Origin of the sequence: Streptomyces sp. NPDC001822 (assembly GCF_042892135.1) — a bacterium.
Taxonomy (GTDB): Bacteria; Actinomycetota; Actinomycetes; order Streptomycetales; family Streptomycetaceae; genus Streptomyces.
Map to the genome: position 1 here is coordinate 190,211 of NZ_JBIATW010000013.1, position 25,597 is coordinate 215,807.

Genomic DNA, 25,597 nt, shown 5'->3' on the forward strand with positions numbered 1-25,597 from the left:
GGCCGCTCCCGCGCCACCACGCCGGGAGCGGCCGCTCCGTCCTGCCCTCACGGATCCGAGGACGGTCCCCGTTGAGCATCCAGGTCTCGCCCGAGGTCAACGCGATGATCTTCATCCTCACCGGGGAGAGGCTCATGGACGCCGACGAGGACCTCGCCTACGAGAGCCGTCGGCCCTACTCCGGCCTGGGCCGCAAGCTGGACAGGCTGTCCTCGCTGATCGACAAGTCGATCCACGACATCGGCGAGTCCATGCCCGACGACCTCGCCAAGTCCTACGGCAGGGCGATGGGCATGCTCATCGACGACGGCGGCAAGAACTACCTGCGCGACTTCTCGGACCAGCTCGACAAGATCGCGGAAGGCCGCCGCAAGACCTCCATGGACATCATGGAGTCCAAGTGGCAGGTCATCGCCGAGATCATCCGGCTGCTCATCGAGATCGCCATCTACCTCGCCATGTCCTTCTTCACCGGCGGTGCGTCGGCCAGCCAGATCATGATGGCCAAGCTGCGCAGCCGGTTCTTCATCCTCACCACCCTCAGCCACCTGCTCCAACGGCTGCACCTGGCACCCTCGCTGACCGAGGCGTTCGCCGAGGCGTTCACGACGTTCGCCGTGCGGCTGGCGATGATGAACTTCGCGCCGGACGGCCGCCGGCCCGACGGCTTCGACTGGAACGACATCCTCAAGTCCGCCGCCTTCGGCGCCGCGGCCGGCTTCTTCACGAGCATCTTCGACAGCTTCGCCAAGAGCATCGTCAAGAGCTTCGACAACAACTTCCTGAAGAACGGCCCCGACCTCGGCTTCAAGAACAACCCGAACCCGAAGAACCCCCCGGGCATCGACTTCAAGAACAACGGCCCGGGCCCCAAGCCGAATCCCGGACCCACGCCGCACCCCGACCGTGACCGTCCCGGTCCGAACGCGAACGGGCCCGGCCCCTCGAACAATCCGCCGGTGACCTTCCGGAACGATCCGCTCTCCTTCCGGAACAACGTCAACCTCTGGCGGAACAACCAGATCCTGCGCAACAACGCCGACCGGCCCGGGGCGGTGGCCGGGCACTACGGCATCAAGGGGACGGCCGACTTCATCGCCGCCGGCTCGGGCGAGGCGCTTGCGGAGATCCTGATCAAGGGCGCCTTCGACGGCGACTGGTCCACGAGCTGGTCCACCTTCGTCGGGGCGGGCGTCAGCAGCCAGGTCGAGGGCACGCTCACCGACACCGCCCTCAACAGCGGGGCCGAACTGCGCCACGTCATCGACAGACTGCGCGTCCAGCCCCTCACCGTCTCGGGCGGTGCCTCCGGCACGGGTGACTCCGAGGGGTCCCCGAAGCCGGGCGGCGCCGACCGCGAGGGCGGCTCCCCGGACACGGACACCACCGGCGGCACGGGCTCCGCGGCCACGTCGCCCCCGCCGACCGTGGGGAGCGGCGGGACGCGGGACGTCACAGGCGACGGGCCACCGCCGTACGCCCCGCAGAGCCCTCCGCCCTACACGCCCGTGGACCCTCCGGCCTACACGCCGGGCTCCCTGCCGGCGACCGCCTCGGAGAACGCGCTGTGGCAGCAGGTCCACCAAGGGCCCTCCGAGGTCCGCGAACAGGCCCTGCGCGACCTGGCCGCCCTGCGCGGCGCGATACCCGGCGGCACCGAGATCGGTGTCCGCGAGGGGCTGCACTCCAGCCTGTCGCAGCTGCCCGAGGTTCGCGTCGTGCCGTCCGGGAGCGGCCCGGCCGCCCAGGTCGACGCCGACGAGGTCCGCCGCGCACTCGACGGCTTCGCCACCCCGGTCACGGTCGACACACCGGTCGCGGTCGACATGCCGGTCGCGGCGGAGGGCCCGTCGGAGGCAGGCCCGGGCGGGCGTGGCAGCGGTTCCGCCGCAGCCGGGGCGGACACCGGTGGGACGGCCGGGCCGAGCGCCCCCGCGCCCCCGGTGCCCGGTCAGGGCGCGGGTGTTCCATCCGCCACGGGCGGGTCCGCCAACCAGACCGCCTCCGGCACGGGCAGTGGCGCCCGGCCGGGCGGTGTGCCCCAGACGGGCGGGGGACCGGCTTCGTCCGCCACCCCGCACCAAGGCGCACGGACCGCGGACGGGGCGGCTCCGGCGGGCGGGGAGCAGACGGCTGCCGAGGCGTCCGAGCAGTCCGGGTCCTCGCCCGGGACAGCCCAGGCGCAGGAGCCCTCCGGGCGGACCGGGACGGACCCGACACCGGACAGCAGCGGGCAGCTCGACCCGGCCGACGGCACCGGTTCAGCCCCGGACACCCACGGCGCCGCACATTCCGCCCCCGCAGCGGACGGAGTCGCGGCCACCGATGCCCCGGACACCGGCGCTCCGGACACCGGCGTCCCTGCCGCCCCGACCAAGGTGGGCACCGTCGGCTCGTTCACCGGCACCGGGGACACGAAGGCCGTGGGCGGCGCATCGGACGCCGACGGCTCGGCCGACCCGAAGTCCGCCCCCCTGGGTGCCGATGACCCGGACGCCGCCCAGGCGCCTCCGCTGACGATCGTCGTCTCCGCCGTGCCGCCGCCCGGGGAGGGCGCGCCGGAGGCGGCGGGGCTGCTCGACGGGGCCGGTACCGACAGGGCCGTCGTGCTCGGGCCCGCCGTCGCGCAGGTCGGGGGAGGGCCCCCGGTGCGCGCCGCCGCCGAACTCACCCGCGAGGGGCCGGGCGCGCCGGTCCGCGTCCGTCCGCTCGCCGCCCCGACGCCCGGCCCGGAGGCCGACGGCGCCACGGACACCGCGTTCCCCGGCGCGGACGTGCTGCTGCCGCTGGCCGACGCCCTCGGCCCGATGCCCCGACCCGGCACCCAGAGCATCGGGACGACCGGCGTCGGCACGGTGGACTCCACCCCTGCCGTTCAGGAGAAGGCGCCTCCGGCCGCATTCCAGGAGAAGGCGCCTCCGCCGCGGAGCGTCGGGACCGGCCCCGCCGCCACCGTGTTCGCCCCGGACAAGATCGCCACGTTGTCCCGCCCCGCTGCCGAGACGGCCACCGACCTGCACCTGGAGTCCGGCGAGGGTGACGGAACCAGGACCACGACCGCCGGCCGGACCTCCCCGTCCGGCACGGGACTCGGCGCCGGGACCGGCGGAACCCCGCCCCCGCCGCCGGTGGACGTCCCCGCGACGCCTCCCGCGCCGATCGCACCCCTCGCCCCGTCGCAGGCCCGCATCGTCGTACGTCCCGCAGAGAGCGGGACGGCCGGCGGCAGCACCACCGGATCCCCGGAGACCGCGGGGGAACCGGCCGTGATCACCCTGGACGGGCACACCGTGCCCCTCGCCCAGGTGCGGCGGCTGGTCCCGTCCGGGAGCGCCCGGCCCGCACCCGGGCGCGCCGTCCGGATGCTGACCATCTCGCAGAGCCCGGCCGAGGACGGCACGGAACGCGACACCGGGCGCCGCGCGCTGCTGGGACAGGACACCTTCCGCGGCGTACGCACCGTGTCCACGCCCGCCTCCTCCGCCCCGGCCCCGCCGGTCCGCCGCACGGTGTTCACCGGTCCGCCGGCCCCGCTCCCCGGAGTGGACACCGAGCAGGGCGCCGACTACTTCGTGGGCCACGGCACCTCCCGCACTGTCACCCTCGGCACCGACGACGCGGCGCGGCCCAGCGTGAAGGTCAGCGGCGTACAACTCGGTGCGGTGCTCACCGCGTGGGCGCAGGACGGCGATCAGGAGCGGCCGCTGGTGCTGTTCTCCTGTGAGACCGGACGGCAGCCGGAGATCGCGGGCCTGCCGGTCGCGCAGCACGTCGCGAACCGGACGGGACGGCCGGTGTACGCGCCGACCACCGAGGTCGGCACCGCCCGCGACCGTGACGGCGACGTCCGGGCGGTGCTCACCGAGGGCCCCGACGGCCCGGGGCGCTGGCGGCTGTTCACCCCCGAACCCAGCGGCACGGTACTCGACGGGGTGGCACGCGACGCGGGCCTGCACGCGGGCCCCGGTCCCGCCGACGTGTTCGCCCGTGCCCGCACCCTCCAGCAGATACGTACGCTGCGCGACGCGCTCGGTCCGGACGCCGAACAGCGGCCGGAGAACCGGGATCTGCTCGCCGGACTCGCCTATGTGGACGGCCTGCGCTGGCTGACGGCCGAGAGTGCCGCCAGGTACGGCGACGGCCGCATGACGCCGGACCTGCTGCGCAGGATGGTCACCGACTGGCTCGCGGCCGGCGGCACCACGCCGGACGCCCCGGCCGCGGACCCCGGCACGGATCCGGCGGGCGGGCCCACTCCCGGGCAGTACACCGCGTTCCTGCGTGCCGCCGCCGGTCTGCGGGCGGGCGCGGGACCCGGCACCACACTCGGTGAACTGCTGCCCGCGCCCCTGCCCGAGCTGTCTGCGGACACTCCGGTCTCCCAGGAGGACGCACGGGGCCTCGCCGTCTCGCCCTCGGCGCGGATCGCCTGGTCGCTGTCGAGCGCGCCGCTGCCGCTGTCGGAGCTGGGACTCCGTCCCGCGGACACCGCGGAACTGACACGCCGTCTGAGTGGTCCATCGTCGGCGACGGGTGTCCCGGCGCCCCGCGTGAACGCTCCGGGTACGCCGGGTACACCGGGTTCACCGGAAAGCATCGCCGAGGACATGACCCTCCTCAGCAGGACCGCGCCCGGAGCCGCGGACGGCGTGCGCGCGGACGGGCTGGCCTTCCGGCGGCTGGACACTCCGGGCGGTGGTGACTGCCTCTTCCGGTCGCTGCTCGACAGCGCGCGCAGCCGGGACGTGCCGCCCGCCTGGGCGGCGCGGAGCATCACCGGCCTGCGCCGTGCGCTGCGGGACAGGATCACCGGGACCGAACTCGGCGACGGTGTGGCCGAGGCGATCCCGGACCCGGTGTTCGCCGTGGTGGACGACCTGCGCATGCGCGCGCTCGCCGGGGTGCGGGACTCCGCCGAGCGGACCCGTATCACCCGGCTCTGGAACCGGATCGCGGACGACGTCGTGACCGGCGGCGACGCCGTGGTGTGGCAGCGGATCATCGGAGAGAGCGCGTACGCGCAGCTCGCCCGTGTGGCGCCGACCCCGGCCGACGCACGGCGGCTCGGCGCCAGGGGGCTGGTCGCCTCGGCGGCCGAACTCCCCGCGCTGTGGTCCTCCCCCTTCGCCGAACTGCTTCCGGAAGCACTGGCGCACACCCTCGACCTGGACCTGCGGCTCGTCCAGCCCGACCCGCGGTCGCCGGGGAGCACCTTCGTCAACACCCTCAACCCCGGCGGGCGGAGCGGCACCCTGCACCTGGGCTACAACGGCACGGACCACTTCGACGCCCTGGTCCCCGCCTCCGCCCCCCTGCCGCCCCCACAGGACCCCGACGTCACTCCGGACCCGGCCACTCCCCGGGAGCCCGAGGGCTCGCCCGTCTTCGGGGAGTGGCTGCGCAGCATGGGCGGCATCACCGACCTCGACGGCACCGATGACCACGGCACCGATGACCACGGCACCGACGAAGACGCCCCCGACCGGGGCGACCGGGTACCGCTGGAGACCCAGCTCGAACGGCACCGCCCGGCACGGCTGATGACCGGCCAGGACGTCCTGCCTCCGGGCCCCGCCCCGCGCACCGTCACCTTCGACGACGGCAGCCGGATACCCACGGTGCTCATCGACCCGGACGCCGACCCCGGCGACGGCACTCCCGGGAGCCGGACGGACGGCGCGGGGCGGAACCGGCCGGCCGGCCTCTTCACCGGCCTGGGCCGGACCACCCTGCGCTCGCCCGAGCAGGTGGCCGAGGAGATCCTGGGCGGCCTCCCGCCCAAACTGCGCGCCCAGTTCGACGAGGCGGACCTGCTGAGGCTGCTGACCGAGCAGCCCGGTGCGTTCACCGCCCCGCGCGGTGCGCGCTTCGTGGGCCGTGAGAAGTCGGGGGTCGGCCACGAGATGACGGTCGAGGCCGTCCCCTACCACCGCTGGGAACGGTTCTCCGAGGTGGACGGCGGCACCGTGCGGCTGGACACCATGCGGCGTGGTCAGGCGGGTACGGGCGGCGGCCGCAGCGTCGGTTTCGGGCGACGCGTCGCGGGCGGGCTGAGCATGGGTCCGCCCCTCAACTGGCTCCTCAAGCTGGGCTTCTCGCTCGGCTGGACCCGCAGGACCGACTACGCGCAGGGCACCCAGGCCTACAACCAGTCCGAGTGGCGCGCCCACGAGGGTTCCCACCTGCACCTGGACGACGTCCACTACCGGGTCCGGGTGGACCGCGTCACCGAGGCGCCCGCGCCCAAGGGGCCGCCGGCGCCCACCGGGGACGGCGGCACCAGGGCGCCCCGCCCCGCCCGCGGCTGGCAGCGCTCGCGGGTGCACACCGCGGAGTTCGCCATGCGCGACGGGCTGAGCTGGCGGCTGCCCGACGACCTGACCGTGCCCTACAAGGGGCCCCGCCGGGCACCGGCGACGCTCACCTTCCCGGACGGCGCCGAGCCGCGCATGACCGACACCACCGGGCTGCACCTGACGGACCCGCCCGAGGACCTGGCACTCGCCCTGTCCGGTGCGCGGCCCGGCAGTTCGGCGCACCGCACGCTGGTCTCGTACGTCCGCCCCGGCAGGCTCCTCGCCCTGTTCGGCCGGTTCGCGGGACCGGTCACCGGGCCCGAGCTCACCCGGGGCAGCGGACAGCATCCGCTGGGGCACCTGATCGTGGAGCGGTCGGTGCCCCACCGCGCCACGCTGGTGGCGGAGTCCGTCAAGGCGGAGCTGCGCGACCTCACCCAGATCACCTACCAGAACGAGCGCGGGCACGTCCGCGACACCCGGCTGGGGTTCCAGGTCACCTCGGGGCCGAACTACACCCTCGCCGGTGCGGACACCGACGTACGCCTCCAGGGCGGGCCGCTGGTCCGGGCGGACATCGCCACCGGGCGGGGCCACTACCTCGGCGCGGACGCCGCCCGCAAGACCACCGGCCGGATCCGCAACCACCCGGTCGCCCTCTACCGGGTGGAGCGCACGCTGATGGTGCGCAAGCCCGGTGAACCGCCCTCCGCCGCCCGCCCGGTCAGGGTGGTCACGCTGGACTGGATCTCCACCCAGGACGCCCGCCGCCTCGCGGGCTGGGACAGCCGTACGCCCGGCCGGACCGGCCCTCACCCGGACGCCGAGCCGCCGGTCCCCTGGTACCTCACCCGCGAGGACCCGGTCCACCTGAGCGGCCAGGTCCGCGCCGAGGGCTTCCGGCCCGGCAGCCCGCGGACCCAGGCGCAGACACAGACGCAGACGCAGGGGCAGACGCAGCCTCAACAGCCCGTCCCCCAGGACCCCATGCGGGCGTTCGGGGACGCCGTCGTGGACACGCTGCACCGCTCGTACCCCTCGCTGTTCGTCCCGACGTTCATGCTCCGGCATCCCCGGCTCGCGAAGTTCTGGTACGGCGACGGGCGGATGCGGACCGCGCTGCACAACGACCGGCAGGTGCGCGAGGCGCTGAACCGGCCCAGTCTGGCCCAGAGCCTGGACGACCTGACCACCACGGGAGTGCCGGTCACACTCACCGAGGACGGCAAGGTGCGACGCGGTCAGCACACCCTGATTCTCAGGGCGCGGCTGACCGACCGGCGGTTCGAGTCCACGATGAGCGAGCGCTCGCTGCGCAACGCCGTGATCGGCACCGAGGTCTCCGGCCAGGGGCAACAGGCGTCCATCACCCTCTCCGGCGGTGTCGAGCTGGGCATCTCGCCGCGCGACCACGACAAGGTCCCGGACGTGGGACTGCCCCGCCAGGCGGGCAGCGTGGCGGTCGGAGCCCGGCACGCCAGGACCGACCAGAAGGCGACCAGGAACACGGTCGCGGTCACGCACGACCACCTGATGTTCCAGACCGGCGCAGACCTCTACAGCTACCAGGTCGAGCTGGGAGCCACGTTCGAGGGCCACCGGCGCCCGCGCGGCTGGGCGCGGCTCGCGTCCGTCGGTCTGCTGGGCGCGGGTGTCTTCGTCAGCAAGGTCGAGGAACGGCCCCTGTTCGCCCGGGGCAACGAGACCGTGGGCCGGGTGGAGCTGGCCGTGCCGGCGGCACACGGCTCCGAACGGCACGCTCCCGTCGACCCGCCGGCCACCGGTACGGCGCCCGCACCGGTGGCGGCGCCCGCACCGCGGCAGCTCTCCTCCACCGAGGCCGACCAACTGCTCGACGGCACACGGCCGTTGCCGAGGTCCGAATCCGCCGACCGGCAGCTCGCCACGAAGCTGCTCAGCTCCCCGCACGTGGTCCTGAGCGCCGAGGGAGGACCGGAGCGCCAACGCCTCGTGCAGGACACCGCCGACCGCGCCTCCGGTTCCTCCTGGCACGTCAGCGCGCCCGGCGCCCCGGTGCGCACCGCCCTGCGCAGGGCGGTGGCGAATCTCAGTGTCGCCGGGCAACTCGGGCAGTACCTGGGCCCGTTCGGTTCCCGGATCACCGGCCTCAACGGCGCCGGACCGTTCCGTACGCACTACCTCAAGGCGGCCGTCCGCGGCGAGCTGGGGAACTTCCGGGTCAAGAGCGACCCGAAGCCGGCCAGCCTCGAAACCACCGTCGGCAACGAGCACCGGATCAACGGCAGCGCGAGCACGGTCACACGCACCACCCTCGGCCTCCAGGGCGCCGACACACCGCTGCAGCAGGCACCGGGCGGGCCGGCGGTGGTCGGCTCCTACTCGACCGCCCTGCAGTACGCGTGGGGCAAGGGCCGCGGCGTCTCGCAGACCCTGACCCGGGGGCGCAACACCACCCTCGCGTTCGCCGGGCGGATGTACCTCGTGGTCGCCGACTCCGTCGAGACCGTCGCGGTGCGGGACCGCTGGACGGCCGTCATGGGCGCCGTGGGCACCCGCGCCGGGTCCCGCGTCAGTGCCGCGGCCGGCAGGCTCTCCGGACGCCTCGGCGACGGCCTCGCCCCGCGCCGGGCCGCAGCCGCGCTGCACCGCATCCGGGACGCGGTGATGTTCCACCTGCCGATGCAGGACGTCATCGAGGCCGGGATCGCGCCGGACGGCCTGGGCACCACCACACCGCGCAACCTCGGCGGGGGTTACCGGATTCCGCCCTTCCTGCGCGGCCGCCGCTTCCCCACTCATCCCAGCGGCCGGCTCGACGCCACCCGGGCGGCGCAGCAGCTGATGGGACAGCTGGAGCAGATCGGGGTGTCCTCGCACGACCGGGAACAGGTCCTGCAGCGGCTCTCCCCGGACTTCCTCGCCGCCCACCAGCACGAGCTGACCACCGACGGGATGGCGCTGCCGGTCCGCTACCGCACCTGGTCCAGCCCCTTCCACCTGCCCGTCGGCGGCAGCCCCGGGCAGGTCGCGTTCAAGCTCACCCCCGTCACCACCACGGTGGAAAGGCTGCGGACCGGCTACGAACTGGAGGACTACCGCACGACCGCCCGCGACGACGCCGCGTCGGCCTCCCAGGACCGCGGCGCCGACGTGACGCTCAGCGGAGGCCAGCGCGCGGCGGACAGCGGCATCCTCGTGGCGAACCCCTCGCTCCAGGGAACCGCCGCCAAGCAGCGGGCGAGCGCCCGGACCGAGACCTCCGGCACCACCGCGATGCCGAACATCGCGACCACCCAGGCGCACGCCGAGATCATCACCGGCTACACCCTGACCGTCACCATGACGGACGCGGCGGGTGACGCACTCACCCCCGGCGTCGTCGGCGTACCCGTCGGCAGCCTCAACGAGATCCTCCCGGCGAGTCTGCTCACGCCGGACGGCGACGGTGCCGACGGCGCGGTCACCGAGCAGGACGTGCCGGAACCCGAGCGCGCGGTGCGGATGCTGACCGCCGACGGCGCGCGGCCGGAGGGCATCGCCGCCTGGCGGGCCTCCTCCGCCGGGGACCCCACCGGCAGCGCCGATCCGGACGTCCTGCCCTTCGACGACCGGATCGGCTCGGGCATCCTCGCCGTGGACATCCTGGGCGCCTCCAACGTGCGGGACGCCCTGACCCTCGCCACCGCCCGCGCCGACGGCCTCGGCGACGGCGACCTCGGCGAACGCCACACCGGCAGCGTCCTCGGCGCACGCGTGCGCATGGCCCGCCACACCCCCCTCACCGGCCTCGGCACCGCCCCCGCCCAGGCGCAGCAGGAGGCCACCACACAGGGCGGGCTGACGTCCGGGTTCCGCGAGGCGCTCGGCGCGAGCGGGGCGGCACTGCCCACCCAGGCGTCCGCCCACCTCTTCGGCCAGTTCCACACCGCCAACTCCCGCCTGTACGCGAAGATGCACCGCCGCGGTGCCCGGCTGCTCGCCGTGGAGAACAAGCCGCGCATGGAGGCCATGCAGCGGTCGAAGACCTCCGACGCGCACGAAGCGGGCATCACCGACAACGTCGAAGGCGCGGTGGGCACCGCGCCGCTGGCCGGCAACAGCAACGCGGGCGTCACCAACCCGGGTGCCACGTTCCCGGTCGCGGGCACGAACGACGGAACCACGCTCAAGGGCGCCGCCGACACCACCCTCGGCACCCACCTCAAGGTCGTCACCGACCGGAGCATGCTCTTCGCACTGCCGGTGAGCTGGCTCTCGGTGTCCGAGGTCGACCACCGGATCACCGACAGCCGCCCGATGTTCGCCCTCGGCAAGGCGAAGCGCGGGCCGCGCGCCGCCGAGGCCGAGACCACCGCGCTGGTCTGGCTGCGCGAGGACATCGCCCGCGACTACGGCCTCCTGGACGACACCACGTTCACCGACGAGGTCGTCGCGGCCTGGGACGCCCAGGGCAAGGCGGCCGGCGACCTCGCGGCCGCGGAGAAGGGCTACTACGACGCCAGGGCCCGGGCCAGGGAGACATGGCTCGACCTGAGTGCGGACGAACAGGCGGCGCTGGGGGCGGACGACGCGCAGCGGACGGCCGGACTCCCCCCGGCCCTCGACGGGTCCCCGGCCGTCGCCGCCTGGCAGAGCGCCCGGCACGAGGTCCGCGACTGGGAGCGGCGCACCGCCGCCGCCGCGGCGGACCACCACCGGCTGCACCTCGCCGCCTCCCGACTCACGGCCCACCACCAGGGTTCCGCCTCGGTGCCGGTGAAGGACGGGCCGCAGGAGTACACCGCACCGGCCTGGCGCTCCGAGGCGCCCGAGCCGTACCGGATCGCCGACGGCACCGGTACCGCCCCGCGCACCCTCACCTTCCCGGACGGCGTCACCGTGCGCGAGGTGCACGACATGCCGCACGACGGTGCGTCGTTCTTCCACTCGCTGCTCGCCGCCGCCCAGCACCGGGGGCGGCTCGCGCACCTGCTCGGGGCCGACCTCGCGGAGCGGTTCGCGGCCGCCCCCGGCGATCCGGCGGTCACGGCGGAGGCCGTCGGCGCCGCCCGGGACCGTCTCGCCTGGGCCCTGGGCGAGGACGGCAACGAGGACCTGCTCGACGCCCTCGCGCTGGACGCCCTGGACACCTTCACCCAGGCCGAACTCGATGGCGCCGGGATACGGCTGACCGCCGCTCAGCAGGCCGAGTTCGACGCCTTCGGGCGCCTCCCGCAGACCCTGTGGCCGACCCCCGCGCAGCGGGTCGCGCTGGCCACCGCGGCCCTCTCCCGCCCGTTCGCGAACGAGCCGCGCCAGGACGGCGCGGACGGCGAACCGGCACCGCCGCAACGCCGGGCCGGCGACCACGGCGGCGCGGACCTGCTGCCCGCACTGGCCGCCCGCGTCATGGGCACACCGCTCACCGTGGTCACGGACGAGGGACGCGAGCAGCTCTTCCTGCCGCACGGCACCGACCCCGCCGCCGTCGCCCCGGCGACCGACCCCGTCCTGCTCACGACGGGCGGCTTCTTCCACATCGCCCTGCCTCAGGGGAGTCCGGCGCCGGTCGCCGCGCCGCTGCCCGCCCCGGCGGCCACCGCCACCGGTACGGACGGCGCGCGGCCGGTGACCGGTAGGCCGCCCGCTCACCGCAGCCACGCCACCCCGCCCTGGGCGCCGCCCGCGGACAGCACCGGCCCGCGCCACCGCCTCGACCGGGACGGCGTGCTGACCGCCCCCGACGGTGCCACCTACACCCAGGGCCCCCCTTCCGGCCGAGGCAACGGCTTCTTCGGCGCGCTCTCCACGGCCCTGCGGCAGGCTGCCGACGTGCCCGGCACGGCGCGGAGCGAGGCGATCAGGCTGCGCGCCCGGGCCGCTCAGTCACCCGCCCGCCTGATGCGGCTGTACGGCCTGCCCGGAGTCCCCGCCGAGCGCGACTCCCTCTTCGCGCCACCGCCGCTGACCACCCGGCCGGGCGCGCCGCAGCCGAGTGCCGAAGCCCGCGCCGGCCACCTGCGCCGGTACCTCGCCACCGGCCCCTGGGGGCCGGGGGCCGACCGTGCCGTCGCCGAGTGGGCGGCCTCCGCGACCGGCACCACCGTCACCCTGATCGAGGAGAACGGCACCACCCACACCTACCCGGGCCCCGCCGGCGAGCACTCCCCGCACATCCGGCTCCGCCGCCGCGGCGGCGACTTCGTCCCGGTGACCCCGCGCACCCCCGCACCCCGGCCGGACACGCACGGGACGCCGAAGACGTCCGCAGCACCGAAGACACCCGTGACACCGGAGGTGAAGGAGGGCGCGCCGAAGGCACCTGTGACGCCCGATGCGAAGGAGGGCGCGCCGAAGGAGCACGGGCCGGAGTCCGGGCAGAAGGCGCCGGAGGGCACCGTGCGACCGGGCCCGGACACAGCCGGGTCGCCGGCCGAAGGCGATCTGCCGGGAATCCCCGGCGAGGAGGAGGCGTACGGACTGAGCACGCTCTCCGGGGCGGAGGAGCTCGCTCGGTTCAGGTTCACCGACGACACCAGCGAGACGGACAGTGAGCCGGACAGCGAGGACGACTCCGAGGAGGCCGCGCACGAGCTCTGGCTCGACCTCCTCTTCGGCGCGGCCGCCCGGGACGACTACGCGCCCGAGATGCTGGTCGGCACGGCCCTGTCACTGCGGGAACTCGCCCAGCGGCACCCCCAGCCGGCCTCCGTGGCCACCGGCACCGGGGACACCCTGCACGGTCTGGCCGGGCGGGTGCTGGGCCTGGGCCCGGACGCCGAGGTGGGCGAGCGGCAACTGCTGGTCCTGGGGTCGCTGGCGCTCGGCGCGACCCCGGCCCAACTCGCGGACGAGGCCGCCCTGACCGCGTATCTGAGGAGCCATGACGCCGCCCTTGGCCGTGGCACCCGGCTGGTGTCCCCGCAGGGCACCGTGCGGAACTGGACCGGCACCGGGGACGCGGTGCCGGCCCTCGACTCGTACGCCGTCGAGGGCGAGGACGGGCTGCTGAGCACCTGGCCCGCGCCGTGGTCGGACCCCTACGTGGTCCTCGCCCAGGCGGACGGGGACTCCGTCCGTCTGAACACGCCCCGCGGCGTCCTCACCCTGGACGATCCCGGTGAGCTCGCGCGGCTCGTGGCGCGGGACCCGGCTCGGCGTGCGGGAGCGGACGTCGTCCTGGCCTTCCCCCACGAAGACGTCGAGTCCCTGGCCCGGCACATCGCGGACCTGACCGGCGCGAAGGTCTGGTACTCGCAGCACGCTCCCCGTCCGTCCACCGACTGGCGCACCGGAACCGACCACATCATGCTCGGCCCGGTCCCCGACGGCACCGGCAGGACGTGGAACTCCGTCCGGCCGGACCGGCACGCGGACAGCGGCAGCGACGGCGACGGCGGGGAGGTCGGGGACATCGTCGGCATGTACGGCAACGACCCCGACGCGCGCCGGGCCGAACCGCTGACGACGACGGACTACGGGATCGTCGACAGCCGGGACACGGGCGTGCTCTTCCGCCGGCCCGGCGGCGTCCGGGGCAGCTGGCGGACGCCCAGGGCGCTCGCGGCCAGCGAGGACGCCCCCGAACTCGCCATGTCCGTGCAGGACCACCACGAGACGCTCGTCTCCGAGCGGCCCGCTCTGCGGATCTCCTCGGACCGCACGCTCGCGGTCGAGGACGGCGCGTACGGGCAGCAGATCTTCGCGACGGCCGAGGCCGTCGCCCGCGCGTCGGTCAAGCTGTCGCGTGCGGGGACGGCGGTGCGGCTGCGGGCCGACAGGGACCTGAGCGTCATCCTGCCCACCGCCGACGGGGGGAGCAGACGACTGTTCCGCGTGACACCCGTGTTCCTCACCGGTTCGGGCAGTTCGACGGAGGAGGTCTGCCGGGACTTCGCCGACATGCTGGCCGACCTCTCCCGCACGTCGCACGTGGTCTTCCGGGTGCCGGGGAGCGGCCCGGCGGTGACCGCCCCGGTCAACGCCTCCGACGGCGCGGAGGTCACCGGTACCCACCACCTCGCCGAGGCCCTGGGCGGTGTCGCGGACGGGGACGAGGACCCCGGCACGGCGGAGCCGAGCTGGGCTGCGTCGCTCGTGCGGCAGGACGACCGGCCCACCGGCGGCGACGGCGGACCGCTGCCCGGCCGCTCGTACGGCAGCGCGCTCAGCCTCGCCGAGCAGAGCGACCCGCGGCGTGACGCCCTGTCGGACGCCGCGGGCCGCATCGGGGTCAACGAGCACGCGTGGGCCGACATCGGGGAGGGTTACGTCGTCCAGTCCGTCGCGGCTCCCGGCGAGCAGGGGCAGCCCAGCCTGGAGCACAACTACGCGAAACCGCAGACCGAATCCGGCGGAGCGCACTTCGGCTACCACTTCCTGACCGTGGTCCTGGCCAGCGAGGACGGCAGCCACCAGATCTCCCTGGAGAACCACGCCAGGGCCTCCCAGCGCAACCACCGGCACCGCCGGGCCGTCCAGGCGAACCTGCGCAACCACGACCTGGACGAGCTGCGGGACATGGCGTCACGACTGCGCCGGGAGATCGAACGGCTGGAGGCGGGCGGCGGCGAGCACCTCGCGGAGCTGCGCGGCCACCTGGACCTGACCCTCGCGCTCGTCAGGGCCAAGCAGGCGCAGACCGACGCCCTGGCGGCGGCAGCGGGCTCACCGGAGCGGGCCGCCGCCGAGCGGACGCTGGAGGGCGCCACCCGCGCCGCCGCGCTCCGCATCGGTCAGCTGGAGGCCGTCATTCCGGGCAAGCACCAGTGGTACATGAGGATGTACTCGCAGCGTCCGGGCGAGTCCGCGCACGACACCAACGCCGCACTCCTCGGCGACGGGCCCTCCGCCGAGGCCAATCCGCTGACCGCCGTGGTGCTCCGCGGCCAGCAGGCGCTGCCGGTGTCCGTCTCGTTCGGCAAGGGCGTCCAGCAGACCCCCGACGGGGCGAAGCACTCCGTCCGGCATCTGGCCAGGGTGGTGGCGAGGGCGGCGCTGTGGAACGCCGCCAACGGACTGCCGCTGCCGGACATCCGGGTCAGCGGCCGGCGTGCCGGGCGCTTCACCGGAAAGGACCTCGCGAAGGTACGCACCGAAGCGGTCGCGGCCTCCTTCCGGCAGGAACTCGCCGAGGCACTCGCGGCGCTCCAGGACGGCACCCCCGAACCCCACATCGGCGCCGACCGGTTCACCGTCGAGGCCGTCGCGGCCCCCGGACGCGGAGCGTCCAGCGGTGACGCGGCCGACGGCACCGTGGACATCACCGTCGAGGACCACCGCGGCGGTCCGCGGCAGGTCGCCACGCGCGGTCCGCGCACCGGTTCGCAGCCGGGAGGCCTGCCGGGCGGTTCGCGCGACGACGGCCTCGACCCGGTGGCGGAGCAGTGGCCGGTCGGGCGCGCGATCACCGTGATGCGGCCCCGCTACGGCGGCGTCGACGCGGCATCCGTGGTGCCGGTCACCGACGTGCCCGGTGCGGACGCGGCGGAGACCGGAAGTCCCGCGGACACCTCGGTGGCGGACACCACGGGCAAGGGCAAGGACCCGGCCCCCACTGCGCCGCACGACGGGCCGGTCGCCCCGGACCGGCGGCCGGACCAGTGGTTCACCTACACGCGGGCCGCCGAGTCCCGCTCGGAACCCTTCCGCTACGACGTCGCCGGCACCGGGCACATCAGGCTTCCCGACGGCGAGGTGATCCCGCCCGCCGGCTGGACGCGGTTCGGGCACGACTTCGTCCACGGGGCGACGGGCGTGATCCTGCGCGGCGACAGCGGATGGATCGGCCGCGTGGCCAACATGGACGGCCTCGCGCAGGTGATGGCCGACCTGGACCCGGATTCCCGGCCCCACCGGATCGTGGCCGACTCCTCGGCCCTCTACCTCGTCCCGGAGGGCGACGGCGACTCCGCACTCCGCATCCCGCTGCGGGAGACCAGCGGCTCCACCGGTCCCGGCTCCCCGGCCTCCGACACGCCGCAGTCCGGGCGGACCCCTTCCGCCGGACGGCCGCCCGCGCCCCGCGCCCGCCTGGACGACCGGCCGCGGTACGTCGTGCGGTCCGCCTTCGACGTGCGCAGGTTCACCCACGGCGGCCGGACCGTCACCGACCTCACGGTCCGGATCGCCTTCGCCGACGGAGACGGCCGGTCCGACACGGACGCCGTCATGGCACGCGTGCTCCAGGGCGTGGAGGAGTTCTACAACGAGCCGGGCCACGAACTGCCCGGCGGAGACCGGCTGCACGTCACCGTCGAGCGGGTCGCCCCCGACGGGGACCCCCACCTGACGGTGGACCTCGTCGGCCGCGACCGGCCGATGAACCAGCGCGCGTGGTGGGCCGACGCCGACCCGGTGGAGTTCGCGCACGAACTGGCACACCAGCTGTTCCTCCGGGACGAGTCGCGCGACGCGAGCAACCCCGGCCGGCTCGACGCGCCCGGCAGCCTGCTCGGCGCGTTCCGCGCTAAGGCCCCCGACGGTCTCGCGCAGAGCGGTCTGCGCTCACGTCACCTCCAGCTGTGGGCCGCGGTGGCCGGGGCCGGCGAGCCGTACACCCCGCCCGAGGGCGCGAGCTGGGCCGACGCGCGGAAGAACGCTCCGGCGGAGCGCCGGGAGCCCGCCTGGGTCGACCCGGTGTCACTCCCCGACGCCTCCCCGCAGACCGGTCCCGACGGCTCGGTGCCGCCCCCGCTGCCTCCCGGCGGGGCGCTGCCCCCAGTGGCGGAGGCGTCCGACGAGTCGGAGTCCGGCGACGAGGCCGACCGCCCGGGCTGGGCCGACCCGGAGTGGCTCGACCCGCTGTTCGGCCCGCTGCGCGGCAGCGTCCCGCGCGACCGGCTCGAGGAGACCTCCGAGGCGGTGTACGACCTGGCCCTTGCCGAAGCGGGACCCCGCCCCACGCAACAGGCGCTGCGCGACGGCCTGATCCGCGTCACCCGGCAGGTCCTGCACATGGGGAGCCGGGCCAGGCCGTCCGCCGCGGACTTCCAGCTGCTCGGTTCCCTGGCGCTCGACGCCTCGTCGGACGACCTCGACACCGCCGACGACCTCGCCCTGTACTTCATCGAGCGGCAGATCGAGACCGGACGGGGCGCGCTCGACGAGCCGACGCTCCTGCGCGACGACACGGGGAGCCCCGTGGGCCGCGACTACACCGGACCGGGGTCCGCCCCCGAGACCGCGTCGTACGCCGTCCGGGGGCGGGGCCGGGTCATCCCCAGGCCCGCTCCGTGGCACAACCCGTACGTGGTCGTCGCGAAGGCGGCCGGCGGCGCCGTGGAGATCGCCCTGCCGGGGCGGACCTTCCGGGTGGACAGCGCCTACGAGCTGGCGATGCTCATCTCGTACGACCCCAGGCGCCCCCGCGGGGCGGACATCGTCCTGGCGCTCCCCCTGGAGTACGCCGCGACGGTCGCGTCCCTCGTCGCCGGGACCACGGGCCGCCGCGTCTGGCACCCCGAGGCGCCCGTCGTCCTGGACGTGCATCCCGCCACCGGGACCCGCCACCTGATCCTGGAACTCGGGGACGGGGACAGCGCGGTGGGCTGGGCCCCGACCGACCCGGCCGCCGACGGCGGGCTGCCCGGAGCCCGCGACCTCAGCAGCGGGAGCGACACCGACAGCGACACCGACAGCCTGTCCGGCCCGGACGACGGGGGCGACGGGTCCAGCAGCGACGGGGACGCGGAGTTCGACCGGCTGGCCGATCAGGCGGTCCTGGAACGGGAGATCGAGGCGCGCCGCCCCCGCCCGCTGACGACACGCGACTACGGCGTCATCGACCGGCGCGGCACCGGCGTCCTGTTCACCCCGCCGCTCCCGCGGTCCGTCGGTGAGGTCCGGGCCGGGCAGGGCGACGGCCCGGACACGCTCCCGCTGGTCCTGCCGCGCCAGGACCACGCACGCGTGCTCATGGCCGACCGGCCGCCGCTGCACATCTCCGAGGACCGGACGCTGGCGACGCTCGCGGCCGGGGACGGCGCGACCGGGCGCAGCCGGCAGGCCTACGCCACGCGCGCGGCGATCGAGCGGTCGTCGGCGCGGCTCGCGGCAGCCGGGGCCGGGGTACGGCTGAAGACCGACGAGTCGGTGGGTGTGCTGCTGCCGAAGGAGGACGGCTCCTACGGCGAACCCCTCTTCCGCGTGGAGCCCGAGTTCCTGACGCCGTCCGGCGGTCCCGAGCACGCCTTCACCCGCGACTTCGCACGGATGGTGGCCGGTTCGGCGACCGCACCCCTGTCGCACATCGCCTTCCGGAGCCCCGGCGGCACCGTCACCACGGCACCGGTGAACGGGATGCACGGCCGCGAGGTCACCGGAACCCACCACCTGGCCCACGCCCTGTCGGACGTCGCCCGGGGCACGCGCGCCGCCACCGACGTCACCCCCCGCTGGGCGGCGCGCCGGACGGCGCAGGACAACCGCTTCACCGGCGGTGTGGTGGGCGCCCCCACCCCGGGTGAGGAGTACGGCCGCGCCCTGAGCTTCGAGCCGCAGGACAACCCGTCGCGGCCCCGGCTGGCCGCCGCCGCGCGGCGGATCGGGGTCAACGAGTTCGCGTGGGCCGGGGTCGGAGAGGGTTACCTCATCCAGTCGATCAGCACCACGAACGACGGCGGCGCCCAGCTGTTCACGCACAACCACGCCAAACCGGGCGACCCGGTCGGCCCGCACGCCCCGTACCACTTCGCGCAGGTCGTGCTGGCCGGTGAGGACGGCACCCACCAGATCACCCTGGAGAACGAGACCCACTCCCGGACCGAGATCCCGGCCGGGGTTCTCGACGACGTCATCGACGAGAACCTCGACCGCTACGGCGAGGACGAGCTCACGGCGCTGGCCACCGGAGCCGAGGAACGCCTCGACGCGGCGCGGCGCGACGGTGCCGACGAGGCGGAGACCGCCCGCCTGGAGGGTTTCGCGAAGGTGGCCAGGTCCCTGGCCGACGTCCACCGGGCACAGCAACTGCCCTGGTACTTCGACGAGGACCGCCCCGAGCACGCTCTGGCACTGGGTGAGGTGGACCGCGCACGCTCGCGCGCCAGGGAGATGGTCCGGGCCGCCGCTCCGGTGATCGAGAACAAGGACCTGTGGTTCTTCCGGGCGTACAGCAAGCGCCCGGGTGAGTCGGCGCACGAGACCAACGCGGCCCTGCTGTCCGAGGATTCGCCCGCCGTCGCCAACCCGCTCACGACAGTGGTGCTGCACGGCCACACGCCACGGGGCCACCAGCAGACCATCCGCTTCGCGGAGAAGGAGCACGGTGTCCCCGCCGGAGCGGACGAGGCGATCGACGGCCTGGCCCTCGCCCTGGCGCGCGCGGGGCTGTGGAACCGTGCCCACGGCCTGCCGATGCCGTCGATCACCGTCACCGGGCACGGCAACCGCTCGCAGGCGACCGGCCGGGCGCGGGCCGACGCCGTCGCCGGTGCGCTCGGCACCCGGCTGGCCCGGATCCTGACCTCCTTCCAGAGCGGTGCGGCCGGGCCGCTCGTCGGCGTACGGGACTTCGGCCTCACCAAGTCCGCGAAGCGGGTGCGCAGCGCCACCGATCCGGACCGCGGACGCGTCGTGACGATCGAGGTCGACGATCACCGGCTCGTCCCGCCGGCGTCGTCCGGCACCAGCACCCCGGACGCCGGGCACGCCCCGTCCGGGGAGCCCGCCGTCACGCGGCCGGCGACCGCCGAACCGCTGACGCCCGGACCCGGCACGACGCCCGAGCCGTCCGAGCCGTCCGAGCCGTCCGAGGTTCTGCCCGTCGGGGCAGAAACCGTTCCCGGGCGCCCGAGGTCGCGGCCGCCCGGGCGTTCCGCGCAGCCGAGCCCGGAGCGCCGGAACAGCGACGCACCGCCGTGGGTCCTGGCGCGCATCCGCTACGCCGAGGAGTCCGTCGCCTTCGACAGGCGGCTGGGCGAGTACCTGGCAGCGAACGAGGCGGTGACCGCCGAGTTCCGCAAGATGGCACGTGCCGCGTGGGCGGCGGCCCGCCGGGACCGTCCGCTCGAGCTGGCGACCTTCGGCGACACCAGCAAGTACAAGGCGGGCGTCGTCGGCACGTCGCGCGAGGCGCTCCAGCGGGTCCTGCGGAGCGGGAACCTGCGGGAACTCGTGGCGTTCCTGTACGAGGGCATCTCCAACGACCTCGTGCCGGTGATGCTCGGCGGCGCCGAGGAGCAGCACCCGGAGATCGCGGCGGAGCGGCCGAGCCGACGGCAGCGGGAGGCCTACGCCGACTTCATGCGACGGGCGATGGAGATCCAGGCGTCGGACGATCTGACCACGGCGGAGAAGGAGGCCGCGGTCCGGGAACTGCAGGCACCGCTGGTGACACCCACGCGTCCGGGCGACGCCCGCCCGCCGCTGAGCGAGGCGGAGCGCAGGCTCGCGGTCGACGGCGCGGGTCTGACCTGGATGCCGGCGACGTCGGTGTACGACATCGCCATGAGCGAGGCGTTCCAGGGGAGTTCCGAGGACACGGGCGGTCTGGTGGCCACGGGCACCGCCGGTTCGACGTACCGCTTCATGCTCCATGCCGCCCGGATGCGTGAGCGGTGGGGTCTCGACCTCGATCTCGGGCTCATCCGGGCGGGGATGTTGGCCGTCTCACTGACCGTGGGCCACCACACCGTCCACGAGGTGATGCGAGGCGCCCAGTTGGCCCTGGACGACGTACCCGGGCACGATCCGGCACTGGACTACACGGACAACTGGGGCCGCTACTGGGACATCCATCCGCTCGACGAGCGGGAGCTGCGGGCGAACGTCGCGCGGGACGGACTCTTCCCGGACGAGCACGCCCAGGCCCTGCTGGACGAACTCCGGGACTCCTCCGGCACGGACACCGGCGTCCGTGGGACCGGTGCGGACGTCCGCGTGCTCCCGCACCGGCCTGGGCGCACCGGGTCCGCCGCCCGGCCGGACCGCCCGCTGCCCCAGGCACCCGCCACGCCGGCCGTGCCGTCCGTAGCCGCCACGGACGCTGCCGCCGTGGACAGCGCCGCCGCCTGGGAGGCCCACGGGCGCGCGCTGACCGCGCTCGGCGAGGCCGGCGCCGCAGCCGGCGCGGAGGAGCAGGGCGGCGGAGAGGGGGCGCGGGCCGCCTGGGCCGCCGTTGACGAGGCGCGCCGACGGCTGGAGGACGCCGAGGCCGGGCTCCGGGTCCTCGGCGTCACGCCCGGTGCGCTCGACGAGGCGCGCGCGACGATGACGGCCGCGACCGGCCCCGAGGCGGAGGGGGCGGCTCCGGTCGTGCCGAGGACCGCCGCCCGACGCCGTTGGATCGCGGAGCAGGTGACCGAGGCCGACCTGCCGCCCGCACCTCCGGCGCCCGGCGCGGGCGAGACCTTCGGCACGGCGGACCTGGACGCCGCCGGAGTCACGCTCACCCACGGACAGCGGACCGAGATGGTGCTGCGCGGCGACGGGCGGCTGCCGGCGGGTGTCCTGACCCCCCTGGACCGGGTCCGGGTACGGATGTCGGGCAGCGGTCCGTGGACCGGCACGCTCGACACGGTCGCCGCGCGTGTGTCGCGGAGGCTGTGGTCGCAGGCGTACACCGCGTTCGCCGACGTGGCACCCGAGGGCGCGGACGGGACCGGCCTCACCCGCGCCTGGGCCGCCGCCGTCCTGCTGGTGCTCCCGGCCGAGCCGCACCCGGTGCTCGCGGACTCCCGGTACGCCGAGGACGGGTTCCGCAGCGCGGTGCGCCGGGTCGCCGGCCATCTCCTGGAAGCGGGGGCGGGCAGCGGGCCGGTGTCGGCGTCCGCCGTCGAGCTGGCCGACACCCTCAGGTCCGGCCTCGGCCTGCGGCACCGCTGGACGGTACCCACCGCGGACAGCGCCGTCGAGGCCGCGCCCCAAACGCAGTCGGCCACCGGTGCGGACGTGCCGGACCTCGACACGCCCTACCTGGACGGCCTCGACCTGGACGCCACCGGCTGGGACGACTTCGACTTCGACATGACCGGTGCCGATGCGGCAGACGTCGACATGACCGGCCTTGACCCCGCCGACGTCGACATGACCGGCCTTGACCCCGCCGACGTCGACATGACCGGCCTGGACATGACGGTCCTGGACACCGGCGACGGGCAGACGGTGTTCGTCGCACCGGTGGCCGCCTCGTCGGCCGGGCCGCTCGCCGTACTGCCCCGGCTGAGCCTCGTGGAGTTCGGCCGGGGTGAGACCGGTCCCTCGGGCGAAGCGCGGGAGAGCGTGGAAAAGCTGGCTCTCCGTGTGGCGCAGGCAGGTCTGCGCAACCGCCGTGTGCGGGTGCCGCTGCCCAGGATCGGCATCGCGGGCTACGGCGCCGACGCACGCGGGACCGGGACCGCGCAGGACCGGGAGCGGGATGCCCGCGAGAGGGGTGACGCACGGGCGCGGACCGCCCACGAGCTGTTCGTCCGCTTGCTGGACGAGGCACTCGGCACCCTCCAGCAGAACCTGCCGGCCGGACAGCGTCCCCTGACCGCACGGGACTTCGCGATCGCCTCGCGCGGCCGGGCACGGGTACCCGGCCGCAGTGTCACCGTGGGCCCGTCCGAGCAGGTGGACCGGGCGGACCTGGGCCGCCAGGCCACGATCGCCGTCACCATGCCCGGGCACGCGGCGGCGGTGGAGACCCTGGACGCGCTGCGCGGCCAGGACCGGGCACTGCGCGCCGGGGCGTTCGACGTGGACGCGGTCGTCCGGCGGGTCCTCCACCTCGGACCGCACGTGCTCGTCGACCCGGAGATGCGCCGGGACTTCCTCACGATGACCGGACGGGCCCTCGCGGCCGGCCGGGCGGGCGGCCGCGCCGCGCTCACCGCGTTCTCCCTGGAGGAACAGGGCCTGATCGCGGCGGACCGCACCCGATACGTCTCCGTGGGCGGACACCGGGTACCGGGCCTCAACTGGACCGGATCCGACACCGCCGAACTGGACACCCTGTTCGTCGACAACGTGGTGCCCGACCAGGCCGGCGGGTTCAGTTCCACGCTCGTCCCGGACGTCTCACCCTGGCCGTGGGACGTCACCCCGTACGCCGTCCTGGCCGACGGGCGGCACGACAGGGTGACGGCCCGGCTGCCCGACGGGACGACACAGGACCTCGATGCCGACGAACTCACCGAACTGGTCGCGGCCGACCTGGCCGGGCAGAACCTCCCGGCCGGCACCCCGATCGTGCTGGCGGTCCCGTACGCCGGTGACCGGTACCTGGACATGCCGAGGAAGCTCGCGGAGCGCACCGGCCGCACCGTCTGGGTGCACAGCGGTCTCGCGCGGCGCCATCCGGACCCCGCCGCGCAGGCGACCCTCGCCGTGGTCCGTCAGGACGGGCTGCCGCACGGTTCCTGGGTCCCGGTCCGGCCCGGCCTCGCCCCCGACGCGGACGACGGCGCGCCGGACTGGCACCGCGAGGTGCTGACCCAGCCCGTCGTCAGCGCGCTGACCGGACAGCAGATCGGCCGGAGCCTGCACGAGCCCGGCGAACTCGCCGGATCGCGCGAGGACGACTTCAGCCTCCTCGACCGGATGACGCTGTTCGTCCACTACAACCCCGCCACGGGCACGTACTCGGCCAAACTGCCCCTGGAGGACCCCGGTCCGAAGGACAAGGCGTACCACCTGGCGGGCCACGGGCTTCCGGGCCATCTGATGATGCCGCTGGCAGGCGGCGGTTCGAGGACGGCCGGCCGGCACGAGGCGGGGGAGTGGCTGCGGCGGCGCAAGAGCCTGTCGAGCCTGCCCGGCGACCACTGGATCGACATGGTCGTCTGCTACTCGTCGGCCCCGCAGGACGGCACCACGCAGGATCTGTCGCAGGCGGGCCACTCCTTCCCCGTGCCGTTCGCCGCCGATCCCCTCGCGGACGACGCGGTCTCCCTCGGGCAGCACCTCGCGAACGTGACGGGGCGCAAGGTGCGCCTGTCCTACGCCCTGCAGGGGGCGTTCCGGTACCAGGACGACCCCGTGCGGGTCCTGTTCACCGACGCGCGCGGACGGCGCTGGTGGTGGGAGACCAGCCGTCCCGAACCCGGGGAGCCCGAGCTGGACGGGCTCGCGCGGACCGCCGGTTTCGAGGGCGAGCCGTCACCGCGGAGCCGAGCCGAGATGCTGCGACTGGTGCGTGCCCTGCGCCTGCTGTTCGGGGCCGACGTCGAGGACGCCGACGACTTCGCGACCCTGATCCGCGGGGCGGGCGCGATCGACAACATGTGGCATGCCGATCCGGACCTCGGCGCGACCGGTCCGTTCTCGCCCGACCTGCTGCGCCGGGTGATCGCCGCGCACCCGGACGCCACGACCGGGGTCGACCGGCAGGTCACCCGTCGTGTGCTGGCCGCCGCCGCGCAGGCGTGGCAGTCCGGATCCCCCCTGCCCGTCAGCGCGTTCGTGGACCTGCCGGTGCTGCTCTCGGCCGCCCGGTGGCTCCAGGACACCGCGGCGGTGGACGCGGCCGCGCCTTCCGCACCGGAGCACTCCGCGTCTGCCGGGGCCGACCGGGCGCGGATGTTCTGGGCGCGGGTCAGGGCCGAGGAGACGCTGCAGGCCGCCGGTCCGGGCACGGACGCCCTCACCGCGAAGATGCTGCACCTCGACCCCGCCGTCGAGGTCGACGACACGTCGCGCGGCGAGGCTCTGAGGCTGCTCACCCAGGGGTTCGCGGCGGGCCGGGACATGGCCGACCCGGAGGTGGCGGCCGCGTACGACCTGGAGGCGCGCGGTGCCTTCACCGTGCCCGTGCCGTTCACGACCATGGGCACCGCCATGGGCGGCGGCCGTGACTGGAAGGACGGCTCGGCCTTCCTGCCGGAACTGGGCAGGTTCCGCGCACCGGAGGGAATCGTCGACGCGCCGTGGGCAGGGCAGGACGCCTCCGGCAAGGACAGGCCCGTCCCCCATCTGGTGAGGGCGTCGGTGGACCTCCAGGAGAGCGACCACCTCGACGTCGTCATCGGCGGTGCCTCCTACCGGGTCCCGGCCGTCGAGTTCGCCGAACTTCTGGCCGCAGACGGCGAGTTGCGACGCAAGGACCTTTCGACCCCGGTGCTCCTCGTGCTCGACGGTCTCGGCGGGCCGGCTTCCGTCGTCGCGGACCTGATCGCCCGGCGGCTGGGCCGCGGCGTGTGGTGGAGCCCGTTCCCGGTGGAGCTCTCCGGGACGGATGACGCGGGGGCTTCGGTACCCACGCTCGCCGACTCCCTGGCCACCCTGACCAGCCCGACGGCCGCCGACTGGCGGGAGGCGCGGCCCGTCGACCCGGCCGGACCCCAGGAGGGTCCGCGCCCCGTCGAGCCGCCGCTGCCCGCCCCCGGCACCGACTCCGGCACACCCGGCAAGTGAGGACA

1 protein-coding gene is annotated in these 25,597 nt (G+C 75.0%); it reads left to right on the plus strand.

What is annotated here, in order from left to right; translation table 11 throughout:
- The first annotated feature begins 71 nt into the window (after positions 1–71).
- The gene (locus ACFYY2_RS27005; protein WP_388747543.1) at positions 72–25,592 is read left to right on the plus strand and encodes a lonely Cys domain-containing protein; all 25,521 of its coding nucleotides are present in this window, start codon (positions 72–74) and stop codon (positions 25,590–25,592) included.
- The last annotated feature ends 5 nt before the right edge of the window (positions 25,593–25,597 follow it).